The following is a 25,870-nucleotide window of genomic DNA, read 5'->3' as shown; positions in this document are numbered from 1 at the left end:
ATGAAATTACGGAAACTTCTTTTTGGGCTGCTGCTGATTTTTGCCGTTTCTGAGGCAAAAGGGCAAAGCTACGTGACGTATTACAAAAAAGGAGAAAGCCTGAGCCAATCCAAAAATTGGCCCGAAGCCATTGAATATTTAAAGGCGGCTTTGCAAGGTTCGGGAGTCGATAAAAAAAGCATAGCCACGCGCAACGGCGTGGCGGCTTATTTTCCTAATCGGGAGTTGGGGATTATTTATTTTATGCAGGGAAAAAAAGAAGAAGCCAAGCAGCTTTTGGAAAAATCGTACCGTGATGAGCCTACGGACCGAGCATTGGAATTTCTTCAAAAATTGGACCCCTCATGGATGTCAAACCACCAATTGGCGACCATTCCGCAACCAAAACCGTTGTTTGAAAAAGAAAAACTGGAGAAAAGCGCTGAATCAGTGGAAGGGGGCGGAAGTTTGACCTTCAAAATCCCCGTTCGGAACGAAGGAGAAGGACGATTTGATAACGGAAAGATAAGAATTGCGGCCGCTACACCCGTCAAAGGCGTTGAATTTGAGCCCTTGGTGGCGGTGGGGGATGTGCGGGGAGGCGGCAGTCGATTGGTGCAAATAACGATTAGAACCAATCAATTGCTCACCGACGGTAAAGCGGCCTTGACATTGAGTTTGGAAAGCGAATCGGGCACGGTTTGGGATGAGCTACCCATCAGTTTCAGTACGCTCAGCCCGCCAACACCGCTGATAAAACTGGTCGGATTGTTTGCTGGAAATGATGCTAAATTGGTGCTAGAAAAAGGTCGCCGTGTCAAGGCTGTTAAACTTTTGCTCAAAAATGAAGGCCGAGGAACGTTGGTCAAACCGCGTATCACGCTCACTTTAAATGAGCAGCCTATATCGCCTATTATCAACGGATTAACCACGATTTTGGCGGGCGAAACCGCGACAATTCCTTGTGAGTTTTTTATCCCATCTAGTTTTGTCGCCGCCGCTGCTACCGTGGGGGTAACCGTACAAGAAGGAAGTGGCACGTACACTTTTAGCGAAAAAATAGCCGTGCCGGTTCAAGAACCCGTGACGCCATTGGTTCATTTCGACAAAACCATGACCCAATGGGAAGGCACCCGTGAAGGGTTTATTACTCGGCTTTCACAACCGACGCTGAAATATGCCGTCGTGAATGAGTCAGATGAGCCTTCCAAGGATTTGATTGTCAAGGTAGTACAAGCGCCAACTAACGTAGGTTTATTGGTGCCCGCCTCCAAGAAAGTTGCCCCGTTAGAATCCAATAAAACGGTAGGGGACGAGGCCAAGCTGAGCGTTTCACCCAAATTATTAAAAGGGACTCTGGCCAAGTTTACTCTGCGTTTGGAAAATCCTCAAGGCAAATTGTTGGATAAAATGGACGTGGAAGTGCCTGTTTTGGTGCCTACAAAGCCAAAGGTGTCTATTCCGAGCGCGGAGGAGTCTCATAACCTGATTGTAAAGATTGGGGAGTTTTTAGAAAACAATTTTTACTTTAATCTCCGTTCGATGGGGTCAGCCGACGAAGACATTGAAACCAAGAGTAATTTTCAAAAAGAGTTAGTTAGGCTTTGTTTCAAAAAAGGCGATAAAGTAAGCATCGGCAATGACATCGTTCCGAGTGAGCTAATTCTGGCGGGCAAATTTCCTGAGGCTTACGAAGCAGAGAGTTACCTTAATAATTTATTTTTATGGTATGATAGTTATCAGGTTGATTTTCAGTCGGATGATGCGCGGTTTTCTCCTATTTTGTTTTCAGAAAAGGGCATCCCTTACGTTGATGTTTACGTCTCAAAAACGTTTACCGGAAAGTCCAAAAGCAAGGATTTTTTGGGGGTTACGGTAACGCAGGAAAATCTACTTCAAATTAAAATTGTCTTTGACCGATACCGCCAGTCAAACGGTAAATGGGACAGTCGGCAACTGTCTGTAAAAGGCGTAGAAAAGGTGAAAATTCCCACAACAATCGCCGTTTTTCCGACGGCTGAAGAATGGGAGAAAAAGGAAGCCAATGAGAAAAATGAGTTGATGTCATTGTCATCCACCTTGAATGGATTGGTTGAGAATCTGAAAAGTAAACTGCCGCCCACCACCAAACGTCTGGTGGCCGAGCATTTTATGAAAAAGGATGGTAAAAGTGAAGAAATATATACTTATAAGATAGAAAATGAGTTGACGGCGTCGTTGGCACTCAAAAAGATTAAATGGATTAATGCCGAAGAATGGGACCCTCTGAAGGCGGTTCCCAACGAAGAGTTTTTGATGGAAGGCACCTACGAACTGGGAACAGCAGGCCTGAAACTCAAAATCAATGTGCGGAATTTTAGAACCTACGAATCGGTAGGCGAGGCGGAAGCAATCATCAATCCCGAGTTGTTGGGCATTGCAACTAAATGATAACCAATGAAATGCAAATATTTTATTAGGATGCTATTGGGGTGGCTGTTGGTCGGTGGGCTGGCCCGTGCTCAGCAACCACTGCCCAATCGAAACGTGAACAATGGGTCGGTCCCTGCCTATGAGGGAGAAATCAAAGAGCCGACACGGGAAGAATTGGACGGAGAGTTTAAGAAACGTACCGAACAGCAAATTTTGCGTTTGCAGGAGTATATCCAAATCATTTCGGATAAAAAACAGTCGGATGAAAATCGGGACAAAGCCATCAAAGAGGCCATAAAATTGTTTCAACCGGGCTCCGTGGTGCAGGTTTCGTCGGGTAAAAAAGGTTCATCCGTGATTTCGCGTAGCGTCGGAGATTATTTTAGGAGATTGAAGGCCCTGCAATATCCGCAGGTAGAGATTACTTTTTATGATGCGACTTACGTGGGCGATTACCGCAAAGGTGCCGACGGGGGCTATTATACCACGGCCACTTTTTCTCAGGAATTTAGGGGGAAAGACGAAAAAGGAAACATCATGTATCAGGATAAAACCACCAAAGACGTGGATGTGTCGCTGCAAAATCTGATGGATGAGGATTTTTATAAGCAAAATCGCTGGATTATTAAGTTCGGAAACATCAAAGTGACCGAAACCAAAACGCCCGGAAAGCCCATCAATTAAAGGAGGGATTTGCCGACAATGTTACAGGAGTAAGGGAGTTTGTACTTTATACGTTACTGCTCATGCGTTGTTTTTTTGTTTTTATTTTACTGGCAGCAACCGCGTGTTCGGCGTGGGCGCAAACGGCCGTAAAACGGATAAAAACTCCCGAATCTACTGTTCAAGAAGTAAAGCAGCTGGATGATTTTTTTGACCGGTTCAACGCAGCACGCCTTCCAAACGGTCAAAAAGCCCCCGACTCCCTCAAGACTGCGCGCTTTCGATTGGCCTATCTGGAGCAACTTGTCAATTCTGAAGATACCAAATGGAAGAAAGGACCCGAGCGTGAAAAACTCATTCGGTTTCTACAGCTGGTTTGTGATGAGCGTAATTCTCTGTTTTTGAATAAGTTTGACGAGAAAATCTATTGCATTACCTCGTGCAATGTAGACTATTTCGGAACCCAGAGCCTCGCCGATTTATTGTTTCGCCGGAAGGTCTCCAACGACCGGCATCAATGGGTGTTGCAGGGAGCTTCAGACCCTTTTATGGAGCAATTGGCGCAGAAAATTGAACCGCGCGGGGTTGTCCCCAATGCCCACGAAACCAATTTCCTGAGTTTGTCGAATGAACTGCACGCGGGTGTTCCGTTGCGGAGTTACACCGATTCTACCTTTCGATTCGACGCGCTGAGTGCTTTTATTTTTGCCGTCGATAGTCGCCTTATTAAGTTTAATGAATGCGAACGGGTCACGGTTTTTTTGACGGGTATCAAAGGTTGGGTGATGAAATTAGAGGATTTTACCCGCGAAAAAGGCAATACGGGCTGGCTCATCAGCGACTTGATGGAAGTAAAAGAGGAACCTTCAAATAAAATAATGTTTCAGAATCGGTAATTCTTTAATGTTAAGTAAGTTTCGGACTGTAGGCTACACCACTTTTCAAAAAGTAATAAAGCCGATTGAAGTTTGACATCATCAACAGGAGACCTCTTGGCATACAGCGAAGCAACTGGAGTCGAATAAAAGGATTTGAACTATGATTGAATACACGACAGAACCCGATGAAATAGATGTTAGGGTAGGTGCAGGATATGGCCACGAAAGAGCCGCGTTGAGAGATTTACTTGTAGGGCCAGACGGAACAAGCTCATGGGAAAGTGTACGTATTGGAAGACGTGACTTTCCTGTACAAAGAATGCCCTATATGCTTCAAGATGGAATAATTACCGTCCATGAAGGCATAAGAATTAATGTGTATCGCGGTACTAATCAACATTTTAGACTTTTAGAGGCAACTTTGGAAGAGATTCCTCCTTCTCATTTGGAATTGTTTGTACAACGAAAACCTTTGGGAATCATTCTCAATGATTATGCTGGTCTAAACAATAGTATGCGTTTTACAGGAGGGGTAAATCCTAGTAGAGATTATGCCGACACTGCCGCTTTGGATGATTCCAGAGGGATAATTATTACGTATGGTGCTTTGTGGAGTTTTTATGATAACGGATTTTCTCCTACCCTTATTCATGAAATTGGGCATGTAATGACCCATCAAGGAGAAATTAACTATCGTCGTTTTGAGACGAGTGTCAGAGATAGGTTGATTTCCGAAAGTACTTCTGGAGACCACTCTCGTAGTGCAGGTAGCAACGAAGGTTTGTGCGATGTTTACATGTACATGATTTGTTACGGCGCCGTCAACCCAAATTTGGTCAGCTATTGGAGCTCCAAAAGGTCTGAATTAGCGGCTTCTGCGGAGGCCTTGGAAGGGATTCGAAACACGCCAGCATTTAGCAGGATGCTAACCGCTGGATGGCGAACTCGATACCAAACAAGACGACGATAAAGTAAAAATCTCCACTCTCTCACTAGCCTTTACCGTTTACTCAATACTTCTTGCTATTCATTGGCTCTTTGTATAAGTTTGATTGTAGCATCCCCAATCTCTACTCTATGCTCTCGACACTAACTTTCAGTAATGACCTCAAACAAGCCGTTCAGATTGCCCAGTCGGTAGCCAAAGAAAATCAGCACGCTACGTTTTCGCCAGGGCATTTATTGAAAGGATTGTTGCACAATGATGTAGGTTTGTCCAGCGTCTTGGCCATCTGGGACGTAGATATTCATTATCTGCGTGATTGGGCTGATATTCGGGTTGAAAAATACCCTAAGTCGGCTCGGCTCGGGGATTCTATCCGGGGAGACGCCCAGGTGCAGGCGGTGTTTGAAGTTTCAGATGTTATCCGGATGAAATTGGGCGAGGAGGAGGTGACGCCTCTGGCCGTTTTGGCCGCGATTGCGCGTCCCGGAGTGGGCTTTCAAAAAGACCAACTGAAATCCTTTCCGCTCACCGAAACCGAGATTTTGGGAAAAGCCATGGCTTCGGCGGGTGTTCAAAGCGCTATTACCCCACAAAATGGCTCTTCTCCCGCCAAAGGCACCCCCACCTCTGTTGGTGGCAACGCCTCCGCGCAGGCATTGTTGAAATACTGCGTTGACAAAACGGCCATTGCCCGCGAAGGAAAACTCGACCCCATCATCGGGCGCGACAAAGAAACCCGCATGATGGTCGAAATCCTGGGCCGACGTACAAAGCCCAACGTTATCATCGTGGGCGAGCCGGGCGTTGGCAAAACCGCCTTGGTCGAAGGATTAGCGCAGTTGATTGTGGCGGAGCAGGTGCCGGGACATCTCCAAAAAGCCGCACTCTTTCAGCTCGACATGGGCGCGCTCATTGCGGGGGCCTCTTACAAAGGCGAAATCGAAGACCGTCTCAAAAATATCATTGCCGAAGTCAAACAGCACGAACGGGCTTTGCTCTTCATTGACGAAATCCACGTGCTGATGGACCCCCAAAGCGGAGCCATGGGACTGGTCAATTTGCTCAAACCCGAACTGGCACGCGGGGAGTTGACCGTCATTGGCGCCACCACGCTCGACGAGTTTCGAAAATTCATGGAACCCGACGAAGCCTTCAGCCGTCGTTTCGAACTCGTCAAAGTCGATGAGCCCGACGAAACCACCGCGGGCCGCATGGTGGGCAAAGTCGTTTCGCTTTTTGAGGACCATCACCAAATCAAAGTGGGCGAAGGAACCATCAACGAGACCGTTCGGCTGGCCCGGCGCTACATCAAAGACCGCCGCCTGCCCGATGCCGCCATTGACCTCATCGACCGCACGATGGCGGCCATGAAACTCATGTCCGAAACCACGCAGCGCGAGATTGACTTTTTGCGCACCGAGCTTTCCAGCCTGCGCGAGTCACATGGGAGCGGCGACCCGATTTTATATACCCAAGAGCTGCGCTGGTTTGAACGCCAGTTGCAGCACCGACTCAGCCCGATTTTGTTGGGGCAGTTGGAAGAAGAAACGGAACTTGCCCAAATGGAATTGCCCGAAGCCGTGGCGGATTACCTGACGGAGCTGCTGATAAAACTAGAAACTTTGGGTGGTCAGAAAAAAGAGACGGTGGAAAAACACGATGTGGCGGCTGTAGTGGCGCACAAAACGGGAATTCCGCTGGGAAAACTGCAATCCAAAGAGCGGGAAAAACTGCTGCAATTGGACGAACACCTCAAAAAACGGGTGGTGGGACAAGACCACGCCATCAAAGTGATTTCGGATGCCATTCTGGAAAACCGCTCGGGGCTGAGTCGTCCGGGACAGCCGATTGGGTCATTTTTCTTCTCAGGCCCCACGGGAACGGGCAAAACGGAGTTGGCCAAAACGATGGCCGATTTTCTATTCAACGACGAAAAAGCCCTGATTCGTTTCGATATGTCGGAGTTTAAGGAAGAGCATTCGGCGGCAGTGCTGTACGGTGCGCCTCCGGGCTACGTGGGCTACGAAGAGGGCGGATTGTTGGTGACCAAAATCAAACAACAACCTTTTGCGATTGTGTTGTTTGACGAAATCGAAAAAGCCCACCCATCGGTTTTTGACCTGTTTTTACAGATTCTGGACGAAGGTACGCTGCACGACCGCTTGGGTCGGGAGGGTGATTTTAGCAATGCCATCATTTTGTTTACGTCCAACATTGGTGCGGATTGGATTGTGGAGCAGTTTGGGAAGGGCAAAATTCCTGCCTCCAACGACGTGTTGGATTTGATGACCAAGCACTTCCGCCCCGAGTTTTTGGGGCGCTTGACCGAAATCATTCCGTTCAGTCCGATTACAGAGAATGCCGTAATCAACATTTTCAATATCCAGCTCAAGCCGTTGGTGGTATTGCTGGAAAAACAGGGAATAACGCTGAAAATTGAAGAAGAAGCGCGCAAGGCGTTGGCATTGGAGGGCTTTACGCCCAAATACGGGGCAAGGCCGATTCGGGGCGTGATTCGCAACCGCATTCGTCGACCTCTGTCGCGGATGATTGTTTCGGGGGAACTCAGCAAGGGAAGCGTGGTCATGCTGAAGTTGGGCGAAAACGGCGAGTTTGAGTGGGTGAAAGAAGACTCATTGTAAACCACCATAAACAACTAAACTAATAAACAATATGGCACCTGGATTAAATTTGGACAGAACTTGGATTGGGTATTTTATAGAAGCAGGAGGGCATCTTGGCGTGGCAGGAACCTCATCTACGTGGGCAAGGGTATGGAATGTGAATAACTCAGCTCGCAGTTTTACTTTTACAAGCCGAGCCTATTCATTTGGACCAGGTTTGGGAGGTTCAGGTGGAGGTGGTCTTGTGGTCGTTTTTAACCTTGGAGTTATCGCCAATCTGGAAGGGACAAAATTGGGAAAAGGCGGATGGAGCTTAAATCTAGACATTCCTGTGACTAGGTTGACGAAATATAAGCAGATATATAGTACCATAAAGACCGCGCAGACAATTTATGGTGTAACAGGTATCCCCGAATTCATAGACGAAATGTATAAGTCCATCATACTAGGTAATGGGGCAAAAGTCGTCATGAAAGACTTGACCGTAGGATTGCAGGCCGCCCTAATAAACAACTGGGAAGGAACCATAGACGTAAGGCAGCATTGGAGAGCGGATGGGGGATATGAAGAAAATCTTTAGTGGAGATAATGACATAAGTGTTAAGAATAATATCAATATCCATTATAACTGATTTACGTATAAAATGCCTCCTGTTTATCGAATTATCGCGCGTTCTTTTGCTCCGTTTGGTGAGTTTGGCCATTTTTTAGGATGGGGAGAAAGTGGTATTGGAGGATTTGAAGGGGATAATAGAGGGTTTAGCAATGATTTAAATGCAAGTTCCAGAATAAAATCTACTCTTAGCTTTACACTCTTGCCCGCGCATTATATCGGCGATATAGTTCATAGTGATCGAAGTGAAGGAAGAGGGTTTTCGCCAGTAGTAGTTTCAGGCCTGACAGGGTTTTTGTGTGATGTGATTGGAACTACAGGAGAAGTATTTAGGCAACGGGATATTGTCCAGTGTCGGGAGAGGGATTACGAATGGAGAGAATGGTTAAGGCCAACTGTTACCTCTCGGGAGTTTTCTTCGGGCAGTTCTTCTTTTTCTATTCGAGGTGATACCATAACAATGTCTCAAATTTATCATGGTTCAAATCCATTGGTGGATGTCTTTGCAGGTGATATTGACGTATCTCATAATTTTACAATCACCCGAAATATGGTTGGTGACAGATTAAGCAGTATTTACATTCAAGGCCGATTGTCGGGGGACCGTTTTCCATTTGCTGAAGTTTTATTAGCCGATTCAGATGACAATGTTATTTTATTGCATACTTATCGAACCGACTGGGGGCCTAACACTGGCCCCGTTGTAGCATTGCCATTTGATGGCCGAGCAGATATGGGAAGTTATGGAGTGAATGTCAATCTCAATTCGAGAGGAAGAATTACGGGCGTATCAATAGCTGACGCTAATGCTCACACAATGAGAACTATAGAACGAAGTTTAACAATAAGTGAATGGAATGGACGATTTATGGTGCGTTAAATTCAGGGAATTAAGGTGCTTCTAAGATGTTACGTAAAATTACGCATTCTGAAAATCAGGTAGTTCCACTATAAAATCCTTGAAAGTGAGCTGGTAACTTTGTTCAGTATTACAATAAATGAAAAAACACACTTAACGACACAGTCATGCCAGTAAATCAAACAATCGTTGCTTGGATAACTACTCGGGTAGGAATACAAATTGGGAACGGGGAGTGTTGGACCATGGTCGAAACAACACTTCGGGAGTCGGGAGCGCGTACTTCCAACAGTATCATGGGGGCAAGCGGCGTCACTGCCAATGCCGATTACGTGTGGGGAACGCCTACAACCCTAGCCAATCTGGCCCCCGGCGATATTATCCAGATGCGAAACTATCGCTATTCGGAGTCTGACGGGGCTTATCAAACGCGCCCGCACCATTCGGCAATTGTGGAGGCAGTTTGGGCCGACGGCGTGATTGATGTGTTTGAGTGCAATGTCAACGGGTCGCGCCGGGTTCAACAAAATACCTTGTATTTTCAGAGCGGAGATGGAATCTCGGTCAGTGGCAGATGGTGGTTTTATCGACCTATTCCAAGAACGTAGAAACCGTATATTACGTAGAACTACCCGATTTTTAAAACACGTAGTTTCACGATAAAATCCTTGAGAATCAGTATTTACCTTTGTAATGTTACTAAAGCATAACCTACTAATAAACCTTAACCATGGCAATCGAAAAACCCCAGTTGGGCGGCGTCGTAATCGACGAAGGTACCAGCGAAGCAATCAAGCTCCTCCACGATAACAAAACGGCCATTATCAGCAAGTTTACGGCTGATTCTATGAGCCAAGCTCCCGTAGAAGGTATCCAAAAACTCCAAGATGCCTTTGACCATTTCCAACCCCAAGTAGACGTAAGTCACACGACTGAAGATGGCCAGGAAGTGAACGAAACCCTCAATTTTACGAGTATGTCGGCCTTCACCGTCAAAGGAATGATTGAGCAGAGCGGCTATTTGCAGGAGCTAAAAGGCAAGGAGGATGATTATCAAACGTTGATTAAACGCCTGATGACCAATAAAGTATTTCAAAAACTGTTGGCAGACCCTGTGGGCAAAGCGGCATTCGTGGAAGCCCTCAACGCGATGATTGCCGAATTGGACGACGTTGACGGAGAATAAAATTGTAATATCTCTAAGCAATTGGGTTTTCCAGTTAAAGAACCTAACCAAATAATCCACTATCGAAAAAACTATCCTCCATGGCACAGGAAGAACAAATACCTCAATCAAAAGAACTCGTCAAAGAGAAATCAGCGCCGCGTCCTTTAACCCAGACAGTACAGCAGCTGACCAAATACGGCGGTTTTGAATTCATTAAAACCATCGTTGACGGAACCGAAAACATGGACCCCACCAAAAAGGCGCGGAAAAGCATGTTTTTGGAAGAGGAAGAAAATAAAGCCGACCGCAAAAAACTCAAAAAACGCCTTCAGGCGGTGGCCGACTTACTTACGGCCCACGACAACGTGGCCGATATGATTGCCGAAGCGGAGCAAAAAGCCACTTCGGCTAGCGAAACATTAAAAGCCAACCTACGCAATTGTCTGACCCAGACCGAAGAGTTGGAACGCTCTTACCGCTCGCTGGCTTTGTTTTTTGAGAATACTGCCGAAGAAAAAGTGAAAAATCTGGTACTCTTTGACGCTGGATTGGAGCACACTACCGATACCGACGGATTCAGCAACCCGACGGGTATTTTTGAGCAGGTAGCCAAGGAATTACGCGATAATTATGACCGTTTTGACCTGACCAACAACTATTCTCTGATTGTGTTGCCGGGTTGGTTGAAGAAAAATATCATCGTCGATAAATGGGCCGAACTGGCGCACCAAAACAAAGTAATGATGATTACGGATTATCGTCACCTCGATAGCGCCGAAGACGTAGAGGCCATGTTTGACCGCGATAAGCTGACTGGCTCAGACCCGCACAAAGCGCACGTGATGATGCCTTGCAACTGGGTAGTGGGCCGCGAAGCCAATACCGAAATCGGCGAAGAAGACCATTTGTTTATTCCTCCTTCAATGGCCTTGGCGGGCTTGCTTTGGGGGGGCAACATTGCCCAACCGTCGGCGGGATTGGCCAATGGAAAACTCAAAATGGCGAGTGGAACGCGCTTCACAATGCGTAAAAACGAAGTGGCGCAATTGGAAAACAGAGGTCTGATTCCGCTGATTTATGAGTGGGGGCGCGTGGTGCCGCAGTCGGCCAAAACCCTCTTCGACGGCGACAACGTGGGCTTACAAACGTACAGTGTGGTACGTGTGTTTGACTGGATTGGCAAAATCATGCAAGATTTTCTGAATCGTCGTACTTTTGAGAACATCGACAATAAGATGTTGGAAGACATCAAAAAGCAGATATCGAAGTTTCTGGCGGAGATTCGTGGACCGGGCAAAATCATCGAAGATTATCGCAATCTGGAAGTAAAGCGCCATCCGCAGAAGCCTACGCACGTGATTGTGAACATGGATTTGAAGCCTTTCTTTCCCGCCAAAGTATTTGCCATCAACATGACAGGTACCAAAGGGGATTGGGATTCGGAATTGAAACCGTAATAAAGAGCGGTTCAGAGGTTTTAACGTAATCGCTAAAACCTCTGAATCATCCTCAAATCAAAAACAAATATACTTACGCAAATGGGACAGCCCGCCGCACGAATGCTTGATACTGCCGGTCACGGTGGCTTTATAGCAATGGGTTCAGCAACTGTCTGGATTGGTGGAGCAATGGCTGCTCGCATGGGTGACCCCTTAATTTGCCCCGGATTTGACGGCCCTAAGCCGCACATCATGGGTAACATTATGAAAGCCTCTACCACCGTAAAAATTGACGGTGCATTTGCCGCCCGCCAAGGCGACCCCACAGGATGCGGCGTTGCTGGAATGTCAGGAAAAGGACTGCCAGCGGCCACGGGCCCTTCTGTACCAGGAAGTTTCGAAAAGAAAGGGGCGGTGGTGGGCGATGGCGATGCTGGGTTTTTGTGGGGGCAAGTATCAGGATATAGTAATGAAGACGGTGCGCAAGGAATTGCCAAAGGCTCAGTAGAGCACGTAGAAGGCAAAACCACCGTTGGTGGAACAACCCTTGCAGGCTCGGCAGACGGACTAACTGGTACCGCTGAAGGTCACATTGGAACAGGGTCGGTGGGAGCAAGTGCCCAAGGTTCAGTCGTTACCGTTCAGGGAAGTGCTACCGATGCAGAGGGAAATAAAATAGGAGGTCAAGGTGGTCTCTTTAACGCACAAGGAGGAGGAGATGTGCTTCTAGGAACCGACGGACGAAGAACTGGGGTGGCTTTGGGGGGAAGTGCACAGCTTAGTGTAGCTGAGGGCCAAGTAGATGGTACTAGCGTGTACAATATTCCGTTTACCGACTATACCTTCAACGTAGGAACAACCGTGGGAGGTTCGGTAGGCTCAGTAGGAGTAGCGGCCAATGCGGGTGCTTACCATGATGCTGCCGACGACCGGTTTCACTTAACAGGAATGATTGACATTGAAGCCGTGATTGGCGCAAAACTGGGACTGGATCTCAGTATTGGCAAAAAAGCTGCCCCGTCGGGTGGTGGCGGCGGTGGTGGCGGTACGCCAGGAGTAGGTGTCCCCTTAACGCCAGGAACAATTATTATAGGTTGCCCTACCGTATTGATTGGTGGCTAAAATTGACATACAAAAAATGGATTTATATTTTCCAACGGAGCTAAATGCAGCAGCCATTCGTGGTGTTAGATTTCAGGAATGGAACAACGATGAGCATCGTTTCAACCTGCTGAAGTGTACCGTTGCCATACCTGATTTTCTGTTCCTGTTCAAATCAAATCCTAATCCACCCGTACCTGCAGTTCCATTCGTAGATTTAGGATATTTTAGAGACCGTACTGAAAATCAAACGTTTGAAATAATAATTCAAGCGGGAGCTATCCAACACGAAATTTCGCTGAATGATTATTACGCCTACTTGGCTACGCTCAGTCAGGAAGAAATAATGCAGCAACGACTCATTGATAATGATACCGAAAAGCCCGATATACTGCTTTCAAAACGCTTTTCGGATGGGCAAACGTGGATTACGCGCCGAACGGGCTATAAAGTATGGATGGAACACGGTGCGTTTGTGGTGACCCTTAACTTGGCTTGTAATCAAAATTATTATTACCAAAACGCCGATTTGTTCTATTATATCCTTTCGACGTTTAAACCATTGTATAAGCCTGAATATCAACTGGCTGAAAGGCTCAAGCTGGTTACTAGACGCTACCCTGTCGATTTTGCTACCTATGTGCCTATGTCATGGCATGAAGTGCATCATCACAACGATACCATGGACGAAATGAGGGCCTGTTTTACCAAAACCTTCAAAAATCAAGTATCGGGAGCCTTGACCATCAATGCCGTGAGCATGAAACAGTACCCAACCTCAGAAGCGGTGCTTTGGGAATATTTGAGACCCTATTTTGACAAAGGATTTGATTTTAACACCATCCGTTTTCAGGAGGCCGCCGTCTTTGAAGGATTCAATACCGTAGCCGACAGCATCAATTTTACGTACTGGTCAGGAGGCAATGGGATACAATACAATCTTACCTTTTATTTGGCACATAACTCCGATAATTGGTTTTACGTAGAAATGTTTGGATTGGCAAAAGTGCAGGATTTTGACTCTTGGGCCATCAATAAAAGGGCGTTACAACTCCTGATTCAAAATTTTAAAACTGTTTAACTACGCATGAATGAGCGACTGCTTGATTATCGGTTTTATGGGACAGGTGCTTTCCTCTCATTCGTAGCTCTGATTGTTTTACCCTTGATTTTTGGAAGCCTGTATTATTATTATGTGCATGGCAGTTTTGAAGGGCTGGATACTAACAAACCCATTGATGAGCGCTCTAAGACTTTGATTATCAGGATTGTGTTGGTGGTGATGTGTGTCTTGTTTTATTTCTTGTCCATCATGCTATTTGCTTTTTTGATTGAAACTTTTCTGAAAGCACAACAAGGAATCAATAACCAAAATCACCCAACGGCGGCTTTTATTGCCGAAAACAAGCACCGAATCATCGGACTCATACAGAAAATAATACTGGTAATCTCCATCATTGGAATCGTTCTTTTTCAGAGATTATACAGATGACAATCGCTTTTTAATCACTCTTTTCACTTTTAACAGTTCAATTTAAAACATTCTACTAAAATGGCACACAAGGCAACCATCAAAATCGACGGCACTGAATTCGAAGTATTGCATTGTTCATACTCGTTTCATCAGCACGTAAACCCCCATACCAACGAAACTACTTCAGAAGTATTTGGTGGCAACATCGACGTAACCATCGAAACCCGTAACGCAAATGCGAAAATCATTGAGTTGATGACCCTCCAGCACAAAGACGACATCGACGGTGAAATCAAATTTGTGAACCAAAAAGGCGAAGAACTACGCACCATCAAGTTTAACGATGCCTCGGTGGTCAACTTTAGCGAAACCTTCAATCTGGCAGGAGCGGGCACAGGAACCCAAACTTTTACCATCTGCTCACGGGATTTGGACGTCAATGGGCAAAAATTGAAATTGAAAAGAGAGTAGCCTCTAAGCCTTTGGTTGTGCCGCATTCTGCGAAATAAACCCTCGCTAATGTGGCACAACTGCTTTTTTGATAGATTGATACTTTTTATTTTTAGCAAGTTACACGTTACATCATGGCTCTCACCAATACTTTTACTGCCAGCACTGAAATCACCATCAACGGTGAAACCATTCGGCGCGTCAATCACCTGCGGATTGGTCAACGGTTTGAAAGTCACCACGATTTCGAAATCAGCGTGTCGCCTGATATGCTCGCCAATCGATTCATAAAATTGAAAGAACTGGCAGAAAAATTTGTGGGGAAAACGGCCGCCATCACCCTGCGTCAGGGGCGGTTAGGTGTAACTGAACAAACACAGATTTTTTCGGGAATCGTCACATCGATTCGGTTGGTTAAGGGACAAAGTCAATCGAGTACCTACCTGATTTCGGGGTTAAGCCCAACCATCCAATTGGCTGCTGGGGTCACAACGCGGAGTTTTACTGACAAATCGCTGATGGATATTGTTACGCAGGTTCTTTCTCCTTTTCCGTTCGCTACAAGTTTGGCCCCTACCAACAGTACGCCCATTCCTTACGTGACGCAATACGAAGAAGATAACTTTCATTTTTTGCAACGCTTGGCCGAAGAGTTTGGCGAATGGATGTTTTATGACGGCAGATCGTTGATTTTTGGTAAAAGTATTCGAGAAACCTCCCCCACGGTAGCCTTGACCCACGGCACCAATCTGTTTGATATGGAATACGGATTGCGGGTAACACCCCTCAATTTTAAGGCATCTTATTTTAATTATGAAGCGTTTGATTTATTTAGAGCAGACTCGACAAGTGAGCAGGTAGAAGGGCTCAGCTCTTTCTCTCAAATGACATTTGACCGCTCCAAAGAAGTTTTTGCGGATGATTTGATGAATATTAATTTCACGGACCATGCCAGTGAAACCAGCCTTAAAACAGCTGTTAAACTCAAGAGAAGTGAGCAGGCCAACAAATTGGCGGTGTTTACGGGGCGCAGCCCCGAAATGGAGATGAAAATAGGCGGCTTAGTGACCATCACCGAGCCAGTGTTTATAGATGGAATACGTACGGATACCATTGATTACGGCACATTTGTGGTGACGAGACTTAATCATTTTGTCGATGCACGTGGCGTATATCAGGCTAATTTTGAGGCTGTTCCGCAAGATAGTACGTTTCCGCCCGTTGATTATCGTATTGTGACGCCCGTAGCTCGGCCACACATCGCGCAGGTAAGAGACACCAAAGATCCCTTGAAATTGGGACGGATAAAAGTGCAATTTGGATGGCAGCCTGAAGGTGAAACAACGCCTTTTATTCGGGTTGCAAGCATGATGACTGGTCTCTCAAAAGGGTATTTTATCCCCGAGGTGAGCGATATGGTGATGGTGGACTTTGAGTTTGGCAATCCTGATTTACCTTATGTAAGTGGCAGTTTATACGCCAATGACGGAGGCCCTCGAATGCCCGGTGATGTATTGTTTAAAGAAGATAACCACATCAAGGGGATTATTACGCGAGGCGGGAATCATATTATCATTGATGATACCGAAGGCAAAGAAAAGATTAAGATATTCAATAAAGCCAATAAAAATCAAATTGAACTATCGCTCGATGGAGGCTCGCATATTAACATCAAAAGCCAGGGAACGGTCAATATCAGTGCTGGTACCATTAATATGAATGCCGAAGAAATTAATATAAAAGCCTCAAAAGCCATTGATGTGGAGAGTAAAGGATATGCCTTGGTTCAGACAAAAGATAACCTTACCATGGGTGCTGATACAGGAAGCGTACAAATGTCATCCAACAGCAGTAGTGCCCGAGTGGTCGGTAAAAGCACAACGATTGAGTCGTTGAGCGAAGATATCAATATCAAATCTGCCGCCAACGCATTGGTGGAAGCAAAAGTCAATCTTGACCTAAAAGGTGGACCGAAAGCGACATTAAAGGCGGCAATGGTTGAAATCAATTAACGAATAAGCATGGCCGACGAATATTACCCCGTTCCGCCCTCGTTTGGGGCACTGATGAAGCGCCAATTCACCGAAAAAATTTCGGTGGAAGATTCCATTGCCCAAAATATATCGCTTTACTTGGCTTCCAAACCCAAGGAGTTTCATTTTGACCATAATTACGGATGCAACATTCATGGCTATGATTTTCGGCAATTGAGAGATACGCCCAGCAAAGACCAAATCAAACGGTCGGTGGAAGAATACCTCAAAAAATTTGAACCGCGAATTACGATTATTAAAGTTGATATTGAAATTACGGATGTAGAAGAAAAAGTAGAAGGTGGAAGCCCCCGCATTTGTCGTTATATTCAGATTGTCATTTCAAGTACGTTGGTGCAGACACAAGAACGCTTGAAAGACATGAAGTTTCGATTAGTAAGGTACTCTTGAGGTAAACGGCTCACCCATAACCCCTAACTATGTACAACGAACCCCAACGATACAAAACCCGCGAACAAATCCGAAGCGAAATGATTCGGGAAATTGCGCGTTTGTGGCATTATGACGAAAGCGATTTGGCCATCGAGAGCTTTGATCCGCTCGTCGGGATGCTATTAGGCGCTTTTGCCACGGGGCTCGAAAATGTTCATCACGAGTTAGATAATTCGCGGAGCCGGGTAGTGCAGCGCTTGGCCCACTTGCTTACGCCAGAGGTACTTACGGGGCCACAACCCGCCCATGCCATGATGAAAGCCGGCATCCTTGACCCTACTTTCGATGTGTTGCCAGAACATACCTTCAGCTGCGCTTTGGCAGGAAAAGAGTTTTTTTTCTCGTCGGTGGGGCAGTATACGCTGCATAATCTCCGATTGAATACCGTCATCATGCAAAGCCGCATCCGAGAGATGGGTATGGGAGGCGCACCGCGTGAGTTTTTTATGGACCAAGCGTTGCCGTTGGATGAAGTCTGGATTGGCCTATCTTTAAACGAAGAATTGGAAGCCCTTGAGGACCTGGCGCTCTTTTTTGATTGGCGCAATGACCCCTCACGCGTAACCCATCTGAGCCGTTTATTGGACGTACGGATGTTTACCGACACCGAAGAACTTCAGGTAGTGCAGGGGTTGGTAAACAAAAAACCTTTTGAGGGTCTGGCCAATGAACTGGGCGCTTCGGCCCGGATTGAGCGGACGGTACAACGTCAATACGACGGGCAGGTACTAAGCGTTAGCAGCCGCAATCGACTAACGGGCCAAGAAATTCCAATGCAAAGTCAAAAGAAAAAATATCCCGAAGCCATCGCCTCTTTCCTGCGCCCTGATGAGCTTCAGCGGTATTTTGTGCAAGAATTGTTTTGGATAAAAATCAAATTTCCCGGTGCGTTATCGCCAGAAATTTTGTCACGTATGTACCTCGATGTAAACGCTTTTCCCGTGGTCAACCGTCGGGCAGTTACTAATTTTCAGGAATTGCGGGCGTTGTTTAATGTATTTCCCATTCGTACCGACGAAACTGATTTTTTTCTGGATATGATTGAGGTTGAGACTCCTACGGGGGTCAAACTCGTCAACGTGCAGCAGTTCAATCGAGAAACAGGTAATCAATATTTGCTCCGACAGGGTGGAGTGGCGCGTTTTGATGAGCGCGATGCTTCCGAAATTTTGTCGTATTTAGTGGATTTACTGCGGGACGAAGGAGCCATGTTTATGGCCTTGGGGCGCGGTGAAATCGAAAACGACGTGGAAGAAATTAGGAAGCGGCTAGAACGCATCAGCAACATTATTAAAAAAGATAATTTTCAAAACTGGTTTATCAGCGCTAAAACCACCGAAAAAAACGGGCGACTCAGCGTGCGCTATTGGACCACGAAAGCAGATGCCGCCAACAACCTCGCATTTGGCACAAAACTCACGCGAGACCGCGCAAATATTGCTTTTACGGACGACATAACCATGCTCCTCACCACCACCAAAGGCGGGCAGCGCCCGTTGCAGGGAGACGATAATTTACCCGTTTTCAAAAAAGCAATCCTCACCCGGGGGCGCGCCGTGACGATGGAAGATTACAAAGCGGTGTGTTTTGCCGAACTGGGCGATAAATTAAAGCGGGTGGAAATCAGCAAGGGTTTCAGCATGGGAGCGTCTCAGTATCAGGGGCTACAGCGAACTTTGGACATCAATCTTACGCCTAATCCTGCTAAACCTCTTCCGCCTGAGCAATGGTCGGAGTATAGTTTACGCATCAAACATTTGTTGGAAGAACAGTCGTCGGGCGTTTTGCCCATTCGGATGTTGGTCAACGGAACAGTGACGTAAGTGCAGGTCGATTTCTGACTTCATACTTTCAAATTCTTACCTCCACCTTCCTTTTAAGCAACCAAGCCACTAAAATCACCCATGTCACCCGAAGAACTCAAATCAGCGTTGGATCAATTGCCCGTCAGGCGGCTTCGGGTAGAGGCCGTGGTGGACGAATTGATTGCGAGCGGGTTTTGTCGGAAAGAAGAAATTGTTATTTATCCCGAGCGCTCATCGGCGTATTTTTACGAACGGGATGTTTCAGAAATAGAGGAAGTATTCAACGAACTCACCGGAACATCGTGGTACCGGGTCAATACCCCCCGCGATGGTCTGTACGACACCTTGCCTGAGCGCCTTTTTCACCGCCCCACTGGCCGCAATAAAACCGATGAGCAATGGGAGGAGATTCGGAATGAAGAAGAACGACAAGAAGACGATGCCCGGCAGTTTTTTCTGCCGTTCGACAACGCCATCACCCATCAACGGGTGCGCATTGAGCAGTTTGAAAAACAAGCGTTGGCGGGGCAGGATAAAGGTTTTTTGAAGGAGTTTTTAGCCGTTTTTTGGCCGGAAAGTGCCCACTTGTCCTTGACAGATAATCAGCAAGCTTCGTTGTTCCAAATAACGACCATTGCCCACAAAGCCGCGGGGAATTTGGTGTGGATGCGCGATTGTTTTGAGCAATTGTTGGGTGATTCGGTGGAACTGGACTACGAGTCACTTGTTCAGGCACTACCAGTTGATGCCCCTTTTGTGCCACTGGGAGAGGCCGCTTTGGGCGTGGATACGGTCATTGCCACTCCTTCGTTGACCGACCATTTCCTTTGTTTGAAAATTTCCATCGGCCCACTCTCAGCCAACCAAATGGAAGGGTATGTTCCAAATGGTAGACAACGAAAAATGGTCGATTTTCTGGCTGGATTGTTAGTGCCGATTGAATTGGATTGGTGGTTGGAATTGCTACCCCAAAAATCTGGTGATGGATTTCAGTTAAATAAGGGAAGTCAGGCGGCATTATTAGGTTTTACGACGGTTTTATGAGTATTTTTAGTGAAGAATGGAGACTAATTTCAAATTCAGTAATTAATCAATTGTAGGAATGTCGTCAACAATACTTACGCTTTTAATCGGAAATATTGTCTTTGGAATTGCCAATTTAGGGATTGTTGCCTATTTAAAATCATCGGCGATTTTCTCCCAAAAATTGTTGATGCACGTGCTCATTGTCTTTGCTCTGTTTGCGGCATTGGGAGGAATTGTTAGTCAAATAGCGTCGCTGTCGTTGGGTTTTATTGTGTTTGAAACGGGCGCTTTGATTTTGGGTGTTGTCTTTTTACTAACGGCCTACAAAAACTTTTCGACGTGGCTAGTACGTAAAGAGTTTGCCCCCGGATTTTGGTTGTGCGTCTCACTCATGTTTTTTGGGATGGGGGGGTTCATCCTTTCATATTCCCTCATTTCCAAACAAACGGGGATGCTCATTCCGTATCTTTCGCTGGGCGCTTTGCGGTATTTGTTGCCTTATGTGTTTATTAAATCATATGATTTCTGGACGGCTATACCGCCGAGTGTTTATCGAAAATGGTATTATCCCATCACAACGCGTGTACCTGGGATTGAACTGCGAAATACGATGCGGGTCAAGGTCAGAATCAGCAAGAAACCCAATGATCCCACGTGGGAAGGCCACGAATTTGAAGCGCCCCAAGATCGTACTTTGGGCGAATGGCTGCATTATATGATGAATTTGTACAATACCAAAGTCGACCCCAATAACCCTATCTTGTTTGAAGATATTCAAACGGGCCGGGCCGTGGGGTGGGTTTTTTATACCTCCTCGTTTTGGGGGTTATTTAAAACGTACCTTGACCCTGAAAAAACCTTTATTCAAAATAACATAACCACGAGCACACCGATTATTGCGCGTAGTTATACCGATTAAACCTGCGTATGGCAACTCCAACTTCAAAGCATTTACCGATCAACTGGGTGGACGGGATGAAAATCACCAAAGACCACCTGTTGGGCAGTGATTTGGCCGCAATCGACGCAATGTGCGATGTGGCCCGTACGCACTTAAACGCCCATACTTACGGCCTTCTGCCTTCCAACGACGGAAAAGTGTGTCAACTGAGCCAAAACGGCAATGAACTGACGCTGCCGTTTTGTCGGGCTGTTACGCCGGGCGGCGTTCGCATTGAATTCCCCGCTTATGCCAGTCAACCCTCATTGACCTGCTCGCTGTCAAGTATTCAAAACGAATTGCTCAATGAGCGCAGCACGGAGTTTTATGTGTTGCTCATTGTTGACCCCACCAACGTAGTGCCGTTTGGCGAACCTGACCCCAAGGAATCGCCGCTGCGTTTGCCTTATTGGATGCCCTCGCTCCGATTGGCCGTGGCTACCGCCGAGCATATCAAGCACAATACCTCTGGTATTCATCATTTGGTGGTTGGAAAACTCAAAAAAGTAAATCAGCAATTCAACCTGCTATCGGAGTGGGAATACGTGCCACCGTGCATGAATATCAGTGCCCATCCAACGTTGATGTGGTACTATGACCATTTTGATGCCTTGATTGGGCAGATTGACAAAAACGCCGAGACCACCGTGCAGAATGTGTATTTGAAAGCGCAGGACGATTGGTCAAAAAATGTGGGGATATTGGCCCAAAAAGTCATCCTGCACATAGCCGACTCGTACGACCATTACCGTTTGATACTCAATGAATCATCGCCTGCGTATTTTGTGGAATATTTCGCGCGATTTGCCCGGGTTTTTATGGGCACACTGCGTTGTTTGCCCCAACGTAACAAAGAATACATGTACAATTATTTTGGACAACGTTTTGGCGTAACGCAGGCTTCGTTTGAGGCAAAACTCAATTTGTTGGTAAAAATTCAGTACAACCACAACGACGTCGTTCCTGCTTTTGCGCTCATCAAAGATTTTCTGGACAATCTCAACGCCATTTTTAATGAATTAAGCGGCCTTGAATACGTCTACAAAGGCGATAGCGACGGCGGGTATCGCGGACGGGAGCAATACCGCTCGTAAAATGAGAAAGGTTAAAAAAGTGTCTGCGTGTAAAGAAATGGCATGAGCCTTCATTAAGTGTTAATTACAAAGGTTAAATCGGTCACCGAAGCATGAGCCCTTTTCTAAAATATATTTTGGTTAGTTTGCTGCTTTTTGGGTTGCTGACGGCCATCAGTTACCGTTTTCTAAACCCACGCTCGGCAGGCAAAGCGGCGCTCTCTTCCCAAACGGAGGCGCGGTTTTTGACGGATGTACAGTTGTTGGATACCCTTTATCGTTCGTTCAGGATGACCATCAAAGGCACCGATTTGAGTGCCTTGGCACAAACAAAAAGTAATCTTCAAGAACAACTTACTGCAATGCAAAAACGTCCCGCAGAGGCTACGGTGCTGGATACCGTTTTCAGACGCGTAGTTCGCAACTATAAATTTCTGATACTGGTCAATGAAGAAGCCGTTGCCAATCAAAAAGACATAGTCGCTAAAAAACAGGCGTATAAAGACCAAATTGAACGTTTGACGCAAGATAATCAATTTTTGAAACTCCAGATTGCAACCATGCAATCACAGCCGCCACCACCGCCCGTTGTGCCCATTAAATAAGCGCGAATATGGCATCGTGTGTGCGTGTTTAATTTTGTCCTCCAGATTCGAATTCCTAAAATATGAAAGCCCTTAACACTGAAATACGCCGTTCTCGCATTATGTACTTCTGGGCCTGTTATGCGGGCGTTGTGGTCTTGCTGGGTATTTCAATCTATCTTAATCTGCGTAAAATCCCTGAATTAGCCCTGCAACGGAATCAATCAACCGAAACAGAAATCAAGGGTTTTTTGGTCGAAACTGACCGCTTGGATGATTATATCGAAGTGCTGACCAAAACAAAACCGTTTTCTGCCAAGCAGTTACAGACTGTTTTCGGATTTATCACTAAACTTCAGCAGCGATATGACAAACCACTTTTTAGGTCTGTACTGAAAAGTTACGAGGCTTATTTGACCGATTTGGGCAATGCTAGGTTGATACAAGACGATGAATGGAAACAACTCACGGATAAGTACGGTCAGTTGGTTCAGGAAAAGCAAAGCCTTGAACTGCGGCTCCAACAACTTGAACAACAACGCATTCAACGTTAAATGGTCAGTTTAGCGTTAAATTTACCTCTGTAATTGTCACGATATGATTCGCCTACTGTTTGTTTTTGGTTGTATCCTTTTTTCGGTCGCAGCGGTTGCTCAAAAAGTAACTTTTGATGACTACAAAAAACGGGCAGATGCGTGTTTTAAGAAACTGGATTATCAATGCGCTAAAGAAAATTATGAACGTGCGTTGCGCATTCGAAACGAAGAACCTTACTGTAAAAGCCAACTCCAGAAAGCCATCAAAGCGTTGGCTCAGAAAACTAACGCTTCCGTTACGCCCAATCCCACCTCATTTCCCCGAAAAAATACAAATTCAACCCCTGTACCCGAAAAAAACGTAAGCCTCGCGGAATTACCTGATTTTGTACTCGTAAAAGGTGGTACATTTTCAATGGGGGACGACAAAGGAGCCATTGATGAGCGTCCCGTACATTCCGTAACCCTCGCTGATTTTTACGTGGCAAAGCATGAGGTGACGGTTGCTCAGTACCGTACATTTGCCAAAACTACTGGAAAAGTCATGCCCGCACCGCCCAATTGGGGTTGGCAGGATGAGCATCCTATTGTTGGGGTTTCGTGGGACGATGCCATGGCGTATTGCGAATGGCTTTCAGGACAGCTAAAAAAAAGAGTTCGTCTTTTGACCGAAGCCGAATGGGAATACGCAGCCTGCGGTGGTGCGGCTAAAGATGCGGTTGCTACCGAAGAGTTGGGGTGGTATGCTGGAAATACCGATGGAGCGGGAACAAAGCCCGTCAACACCAAAAAAGCGAACAAGCTAGGACTGTTTGACATGGGTGGAAATGCCGCCGAATGGTGCGCCGACTGGTACGATAAAAATTATTATGCCAACAGCCCAAGTACTGCACCTGCTGGCCCACCGCAAGGAAGCGGTCGAGTGGTGAGAGGCCGCTCGTTTGGCGACGAACCCAAACCGCTTACGTTTCGTTACGGATTAGCACCTGCGTCCAAAAAAAATACGGTAGGTTTTCGGGTGTGTTATGAGTAATTGATGTATACTAAAATAGGCTCGATATGCCCGATGTAATTCTTTTTGACGGTGTTTGTAATTTCTGCAACGCGAGTATCAACTTCGTCATCGACCGTGATGCCGCACGAAGGTTTCGGTTTGCCTCGTTACAATCCGATTTCGGTCAACGACTCTTAGCCGATAATCAGCGCCAACTGACTGATTTTGACACCGTGCTTCTGCTAAGAGACGGGAAGTTATACGAAAAATCGGATGCGGCACTGGAGATAGCGCGTTACTTGAAAGGCTGGTCTTGGCTGTATCTGTTTCGCGTCGTTCCTCGTTTCATCCGTGATTTCTTCTACGACATCATTGCCAAAAATCGCTACCGACTTTTTGGCAAGAGCGAGTCTTGCCGTATCCCCACGCCCGAAGAGAAAAAATTGTTTGTGATAGAGTGAGTTAGGGAGGGAGTGATTAAGTTTGCAGTCATTAATTCATAATTCACTCAATAATAACCTTAATGAAAGCATACGTTTTCCCCGGCCAAGGCTCTCAGTTCATCGGAATGGGCAAAGATTTGTACGAAAATAATGCCCAAGCCCGTGCGATGTTTGATAAAGCAAACGAAATTTTAGGTTTTGAGATTACAAAAGTAATGTTTGAAGGAACCGACGAAGAACTCAAACAAACCAATGTGACCCAGCCTGCTATATTTTTACATTCCGTTATTCTGGCTTCTACCATTGAAGATTTCAAGCCCGACATGGTGGCGGGCCATTCATTGGGAGAGTTTTCGGCGTTAGTAGTGGCGGGAGCTTTATCTTTTGAGGATGCCTTGCGGTTGGTCGCCAAACGAGCCGACGCCATGCAACGAGCTTGTATCATCACTCCGTCGACGATGGCGGCAGTGTTGGGTTTGGATGATGCTAAGATTGAAGAAATTTGTGCCTCGGTTGAAGGAGAAGTGGTTGTAGCAGCCAATTTTAACTGCCCTGGTCAGGTAGTAATTTCGGGGACGCATGAAGGTGTGCGCCTCGCAGGTGAAAAATTGAAAGAAGCAGGTGCTAAGCGCGTATTGCCGCTCCCTGTGGGTGGGGCGTTTCACTCGCCGTTGATGGAGCCCGCTCGCGAAGAATTGGCGGCGGCCATTGAAGCTACTGCCTTTTCAGCCCCGCGTTGCCCCATTTATCAAAACGTAAACGCGCAGGCCGCTACTGAAGTAGAAACCATCAAAGAAAATCTGATTTCGCAACTCACCGCGCCCGTACGCTGGACCCAATCGGTGCGGGCCATGGTGGCCGACGGGGCCGTTGAATTCATAGAGTGCGGTCCTGGAAAAGTCTTACAGGGCTTGGTTAAGAAGATAGCGGCTGACGTTACCACGGCAGGAGTTTAAAATGTGGATAAAAAAGTTTGCATTTTTATTTCTCATAAACTCCCTGATTATCAATTCTAAAGACGCAGGCTTATTTTTTTTATCAGTTTTTTTTCAAAAACGACTTGACACGTAACCGATAAAGGGCTACTTTTGCACCACCAAAACGGAATTGGTGGATGGTGTAATGGTAACACAGAAGATTTTGGTTCTTTTATTCAGGGTTCGAGTCCTTGTCCGCCAACTGAAAAGCCTCGCAATTGCGAGGCTTTTTTTATTTTGGATATTTCAACTTCGAAAAACGCTGGAACCAGCACAATTTGGATCAAAACCAAAAGTTGTGGAGTAACTTAGATTAAGCATATATCTGAGTTAGCCGATACAGGAAGAATTCTACGTTTCTTACCCCTCTGAACTGACTTCTGAACGCTTTGATTTTGGC

25 protein-coding genes and 1 tRNA gene are annotated in these 25,870 nt (G+C 46.2%); all 26 read left to right on the top strand.

The features are described from left to right. A complete protein-coding gene (locus tag NCI00_RS24305; RefSeq protein ID WP_253532073.1) occupies positions 1 to 2,409 on the top strand; it encodes a tetratricopeptide repeat protein in 2,409 nt (802 codons plus the stop codon). 6 nt (positions 2,410 to 2,415) lie between these two features. Next, the gene (locus tag NCI00_RS24300) at positions 2,416 to 3,075 is read left to right on the top strand and encodes a hypothetical protein (RefSeq protein ID WP_253532071.1); all 660 of its coding nucleotides are present in this window, start codon (positions 2,416 to 2,418) and stop codon (positions 3,073 to 3,075) included. Between the two features lie 62 nt (positions 3,076 to 3,137). Then, positions 3,138 to 3,950, top strand: a complete 813-nt coding sequence (locus NCI00_RS24295; RefSeq protein WP_253532070.1) for a hypothetical protein — start codon at positions 3,138 to 3,140, stop codon at positions 3,948 to 3,950. Positions 3,951 to 4,092: 142 nt separating this feature from the next. Continuing rightward, on the top strand, positions 4,093 to 4,902 hold the full coding sequence (locus tag NCI00_RS24290) for a hypothetical protein (RefSeq protein WP_253532069.1): 810 nt from the start codon (positions 4,093 to 4,095) through the stop codon (positions 4,900 to 4,902). A 107-nt stretch (positions 4,903 to 5,009) separates the two neighbouring features. Then, positions 5,010 to 7,520, top strand: coding sequence for an ATP-dependent Clp protease ATP-binding subunit (locus NCI00_RS24285; protein ID WP_253532068.1), 2,511 nt, complete (start codon positions 5,010 to 5,012; stop codon positions 7,518 to 7,520). Positions 7,521 to 7,551: 31 nt separating this feature from the next. Further along, positions 7,552 to 8,082 (top strand): hypothetical protein, encoded by a 531-nt coding sequence (locus NCI00_RS24280; protein WP_253532067.1) that lies wholly within the window; start codon positions 7,552 to 7,554, stop codon positions 8,080 to 8,082. Between the two features lie 64 nt (positions 8,083 to 8,146). Further along, entirely contained in the window at positions 8,147 to 8,995 is an 849-nt protein-coding gene (locus tag NCI00_RS24275) for a hypothetical protein (protein ID WP_253532066.1), read from the top strand. A gap of 146 nt (positions 8,996 to 9,141) precedes the next feature. Next, positions 9,142 to 9,582 carry a hypothetical protein gene (locus NCI00_RS24270; protein ID WP_253532065.1) on the top strand — a complete coding sequence of 147 codons (441 nt, stop codon included), beginning with the start codon at positions 9,142 to 9,144 and terminating at the stop codon, positions 9,580 to 9,582. Positions 9,583 to 9,704: 122 nt separating this feature from the next. Beyond that, positions 9,705 to 10,160: a hypothetical protein gene (locus NCI00_RS24265; protein ID WP_166558032.1), complete on the top strand. Its 456-nt coding sequence runs from the start codon at positions 9,705 to 9,707 to the stop codon at positions 10,158 to 10,160. An 80-nt stretch (positions 10,161 to 10,240) separates the two neighbouring features. Further along, on the top strand, positions 10,241 to 11,599 hold the full coding sequence (locus NCI00_RS24260; protein ID WP_253532064.1) for a phage tail sheath C-terminal domain-containing protein: 1,359 nt from the start codon (positions 10,241 to 10,243) through the stop codon (positions 11,597 to 11,599). Between the two features lie 81 nt (positions 11,600 to 11,680). Continuing rightward, on the top strand, positions 11,681 to 12,703 hold the full coding sequence (locus NCI00_RS24255; protein WP_253532063.1) for a PAAR domain-containing protein: 1,023 nt from the start codon (positions 11,681 to 11,683) through the stop codon (positions 12,701 to 12,703). 16 nt (positions 12,704 to 12,719) lie between these two features. Beyond that, positions 12,720 to 13,763 carry a hypothetical protein gene (locus NCI00_RS24250; protein WP_253532062.1) on the top strand — a complete coding sequence of 348 codons (1,044 nt, stop codon included), beginning with the start codon at positions 12,720 to 12,722 and terminating at the stop codon, positions 13,761 to 13,763. Positions 13,764 to 13,769: 6 nt separating this feature from the next. Next, positions 13,770 to 14,174, top strand: coding sequence for a hypothetical protein (locus tag NCI00_RS24245; protein WP_253532061.1), 405 nt, complete (start codon positions 13,770 to 13,772; stop codon positions 14,172 to 14,174). A gap of 60 nt (positions 14,175 to 14,234) precedes the next feature. After that, positions 14,235 to 14,627: a type VI secretion system tube protein TssD gene (gene tssD, locus NCI00_RS24240; protein ID WP_114065184.1), complete on the top strand. Its 393-nt coding sequence runs from the start codon at positions 14,235 to 14,237 to the stop codon at positions 14,625 to 14,627. 113 nt (positions 14,628 to 14,740) lie between these two features. Then, positions 14,741 to 16,618 carry a type VI secretion system Vgr family protein gene (locus tag NCI00_RS24235; RefSeq protein ID WP_253532060.1) on the top strand — a complete coding sequence of 626 codons (1,878 nt, stop codon included), beginning with the start codon at positions 14,741 to 14,743 and terminating at the stop codon, positions 16,616 to 16,618. A 9-nt stretch (positions 16,619 to 16,627) separates the two neighbouring features. Beyond that, complete coding sequence (locus NCI00_RS24230) at positions 16,628 to 17,050, top strand: GPW/gp25 family protein (RefSeq protein WP_253532059.1); 423 nt, start codon at positions 16,628 to 16,630, stop codon at positions 17,048 to 17,050. 29 nt (positions 17,051 to 17,079) lie between these two features. Beyond that, the gene (locus NCI00_RS24225) at positions 17,080 to 18,915 is read left to right on the top strand and encodes a type VI secretion system baseplate subunit TssF (protein WP_253532058.1); all 1,836 of its coding nucleotides are present in this window, start codon (positions 17,080 to 17,082) and stop codon (positions 18,913 to 18,915) included. An 81-nt stretch (positions 18,916 to 18,996) separates the two neighbouring features. Continuing rightward, complete coding sequence (locus NCI00_RS24220; RefSeq protein ID WP_253532056.1) at positions 18,997 to 19,941, top strand: type VI secretion system baseplate subunit TssG; 945 nt, start codon at positions 18,997 to 18,999, stop codon at positions 19,939 to 19,941. A gap of 58 nt (positions 19,942 to 19,999) precedes the next feature. Next, positions 20,000 to 20,842, top strand: a complete 843-nt coding sequence (locus NCI00_RS24215; RefSeq protein WP_253532054.1) for a TssN family type VI secretion system protein — start codon at positions 20,000 to 20,002, stop codon at positions 20,840 to 20,842. 8 nt (positions 20,843 to 20,850) lie between these two features. Continuing rightward, positions 20,851 to 21,957, top strand: coding sequence for a hypothetical protein (locus tag NCI00_RS24210; RefSeq protein ID WP_147277023.1), 1,107 nt, complete (start codon positions 20,851 to 20,853; stop codon positions 21,955 to 21,957). A gap of 92 nt (positions 21,958 to 22,049) precedes the next feature. Further along, entirely contained in the window at positions 22,050 to 22,541 is a 492-nt protein-coding gene (locus NCI00_RS24205) for a hypothetical protein (RefSeq protein ID WP_253532052.1), read from the top strand. 62 nt (positions 22,542 to 22,603) lie between these two features. Continuing rightward, complete coding sequence (locus tag NCI00_RS24200; RefSeq protein WP_253532050.1) at positions 22,604 to 23,074, top strand: hypothetical protein; 471 nt, start codon at positions 22,604 to 22,606, stop codon at positions 23,072 to 23,074. Positions 23,075 to 23,117: 43 nt separating this feature from the next. Beyond that, positions 23,118 to 24,089 carry a formylglycine-generating enzyme family protein gene (locus NCI00_RS24195; protein WP_253532048.1) on the top strand — a complete coding sequence of 324 codons (972 nt, stop codon included), beginning with the start codon at positions 23,118 to 23,120 and terminating at the stop codon, positions 24,087 to 24,089. Between the two features lie 26 nt (positions 24,090 to 24,115). Further along, positions 24,116 to 24,511 carry a thiol-disulfide oxidoreductase DCC family protein gene (locus NCI00_RS24190; RefSeq protein WP_253532046.1) on the top strand — a complete coding sequence of 132 codons (396 nt, stop codon included), beginning with the start codon at positions 24,116 to 24,118 and terminating at the stop codon, positions 24,509 to 24,511. Between the two features lie 62 nt (positions 24,512 to 24,573). After that, on the top strand, positions 24,574 to 25,449 hold the full coding sequence (fabD, locus tag NCI00_RS24185; RefSeq protein WP_253532044.1) for an ACP S-malonyltransferase: 876 nt from the start codon (positions 24,574 to 24,576) through the stop codon (positions 25,447 to 25,449). Positions 25,450 to 25,601: 152 nt separating this feature from the next. After that, positions 25,602 to 25,672 (top strand) — tRNA-Gln (locus NCI00_RS24180). The last annotated feature ends 198 nt before the right edge of the window (positions 25,673 to 25,870 follow it).

Origin of the sequence: Runella salmonicolor, assembly GCF_024158025.1 — a bacterium.
Taxonomy (GTDB): Bacteria; Bacteroidota; Bacteroidia; order Cytophagales; family Spirosomataceae; genus Runella; species Runella salmonicolor.
Note: the sequence above shows the minus strand (reverse complement) of the source record. Positions and strands in the feature narration are given on the sequence as shown.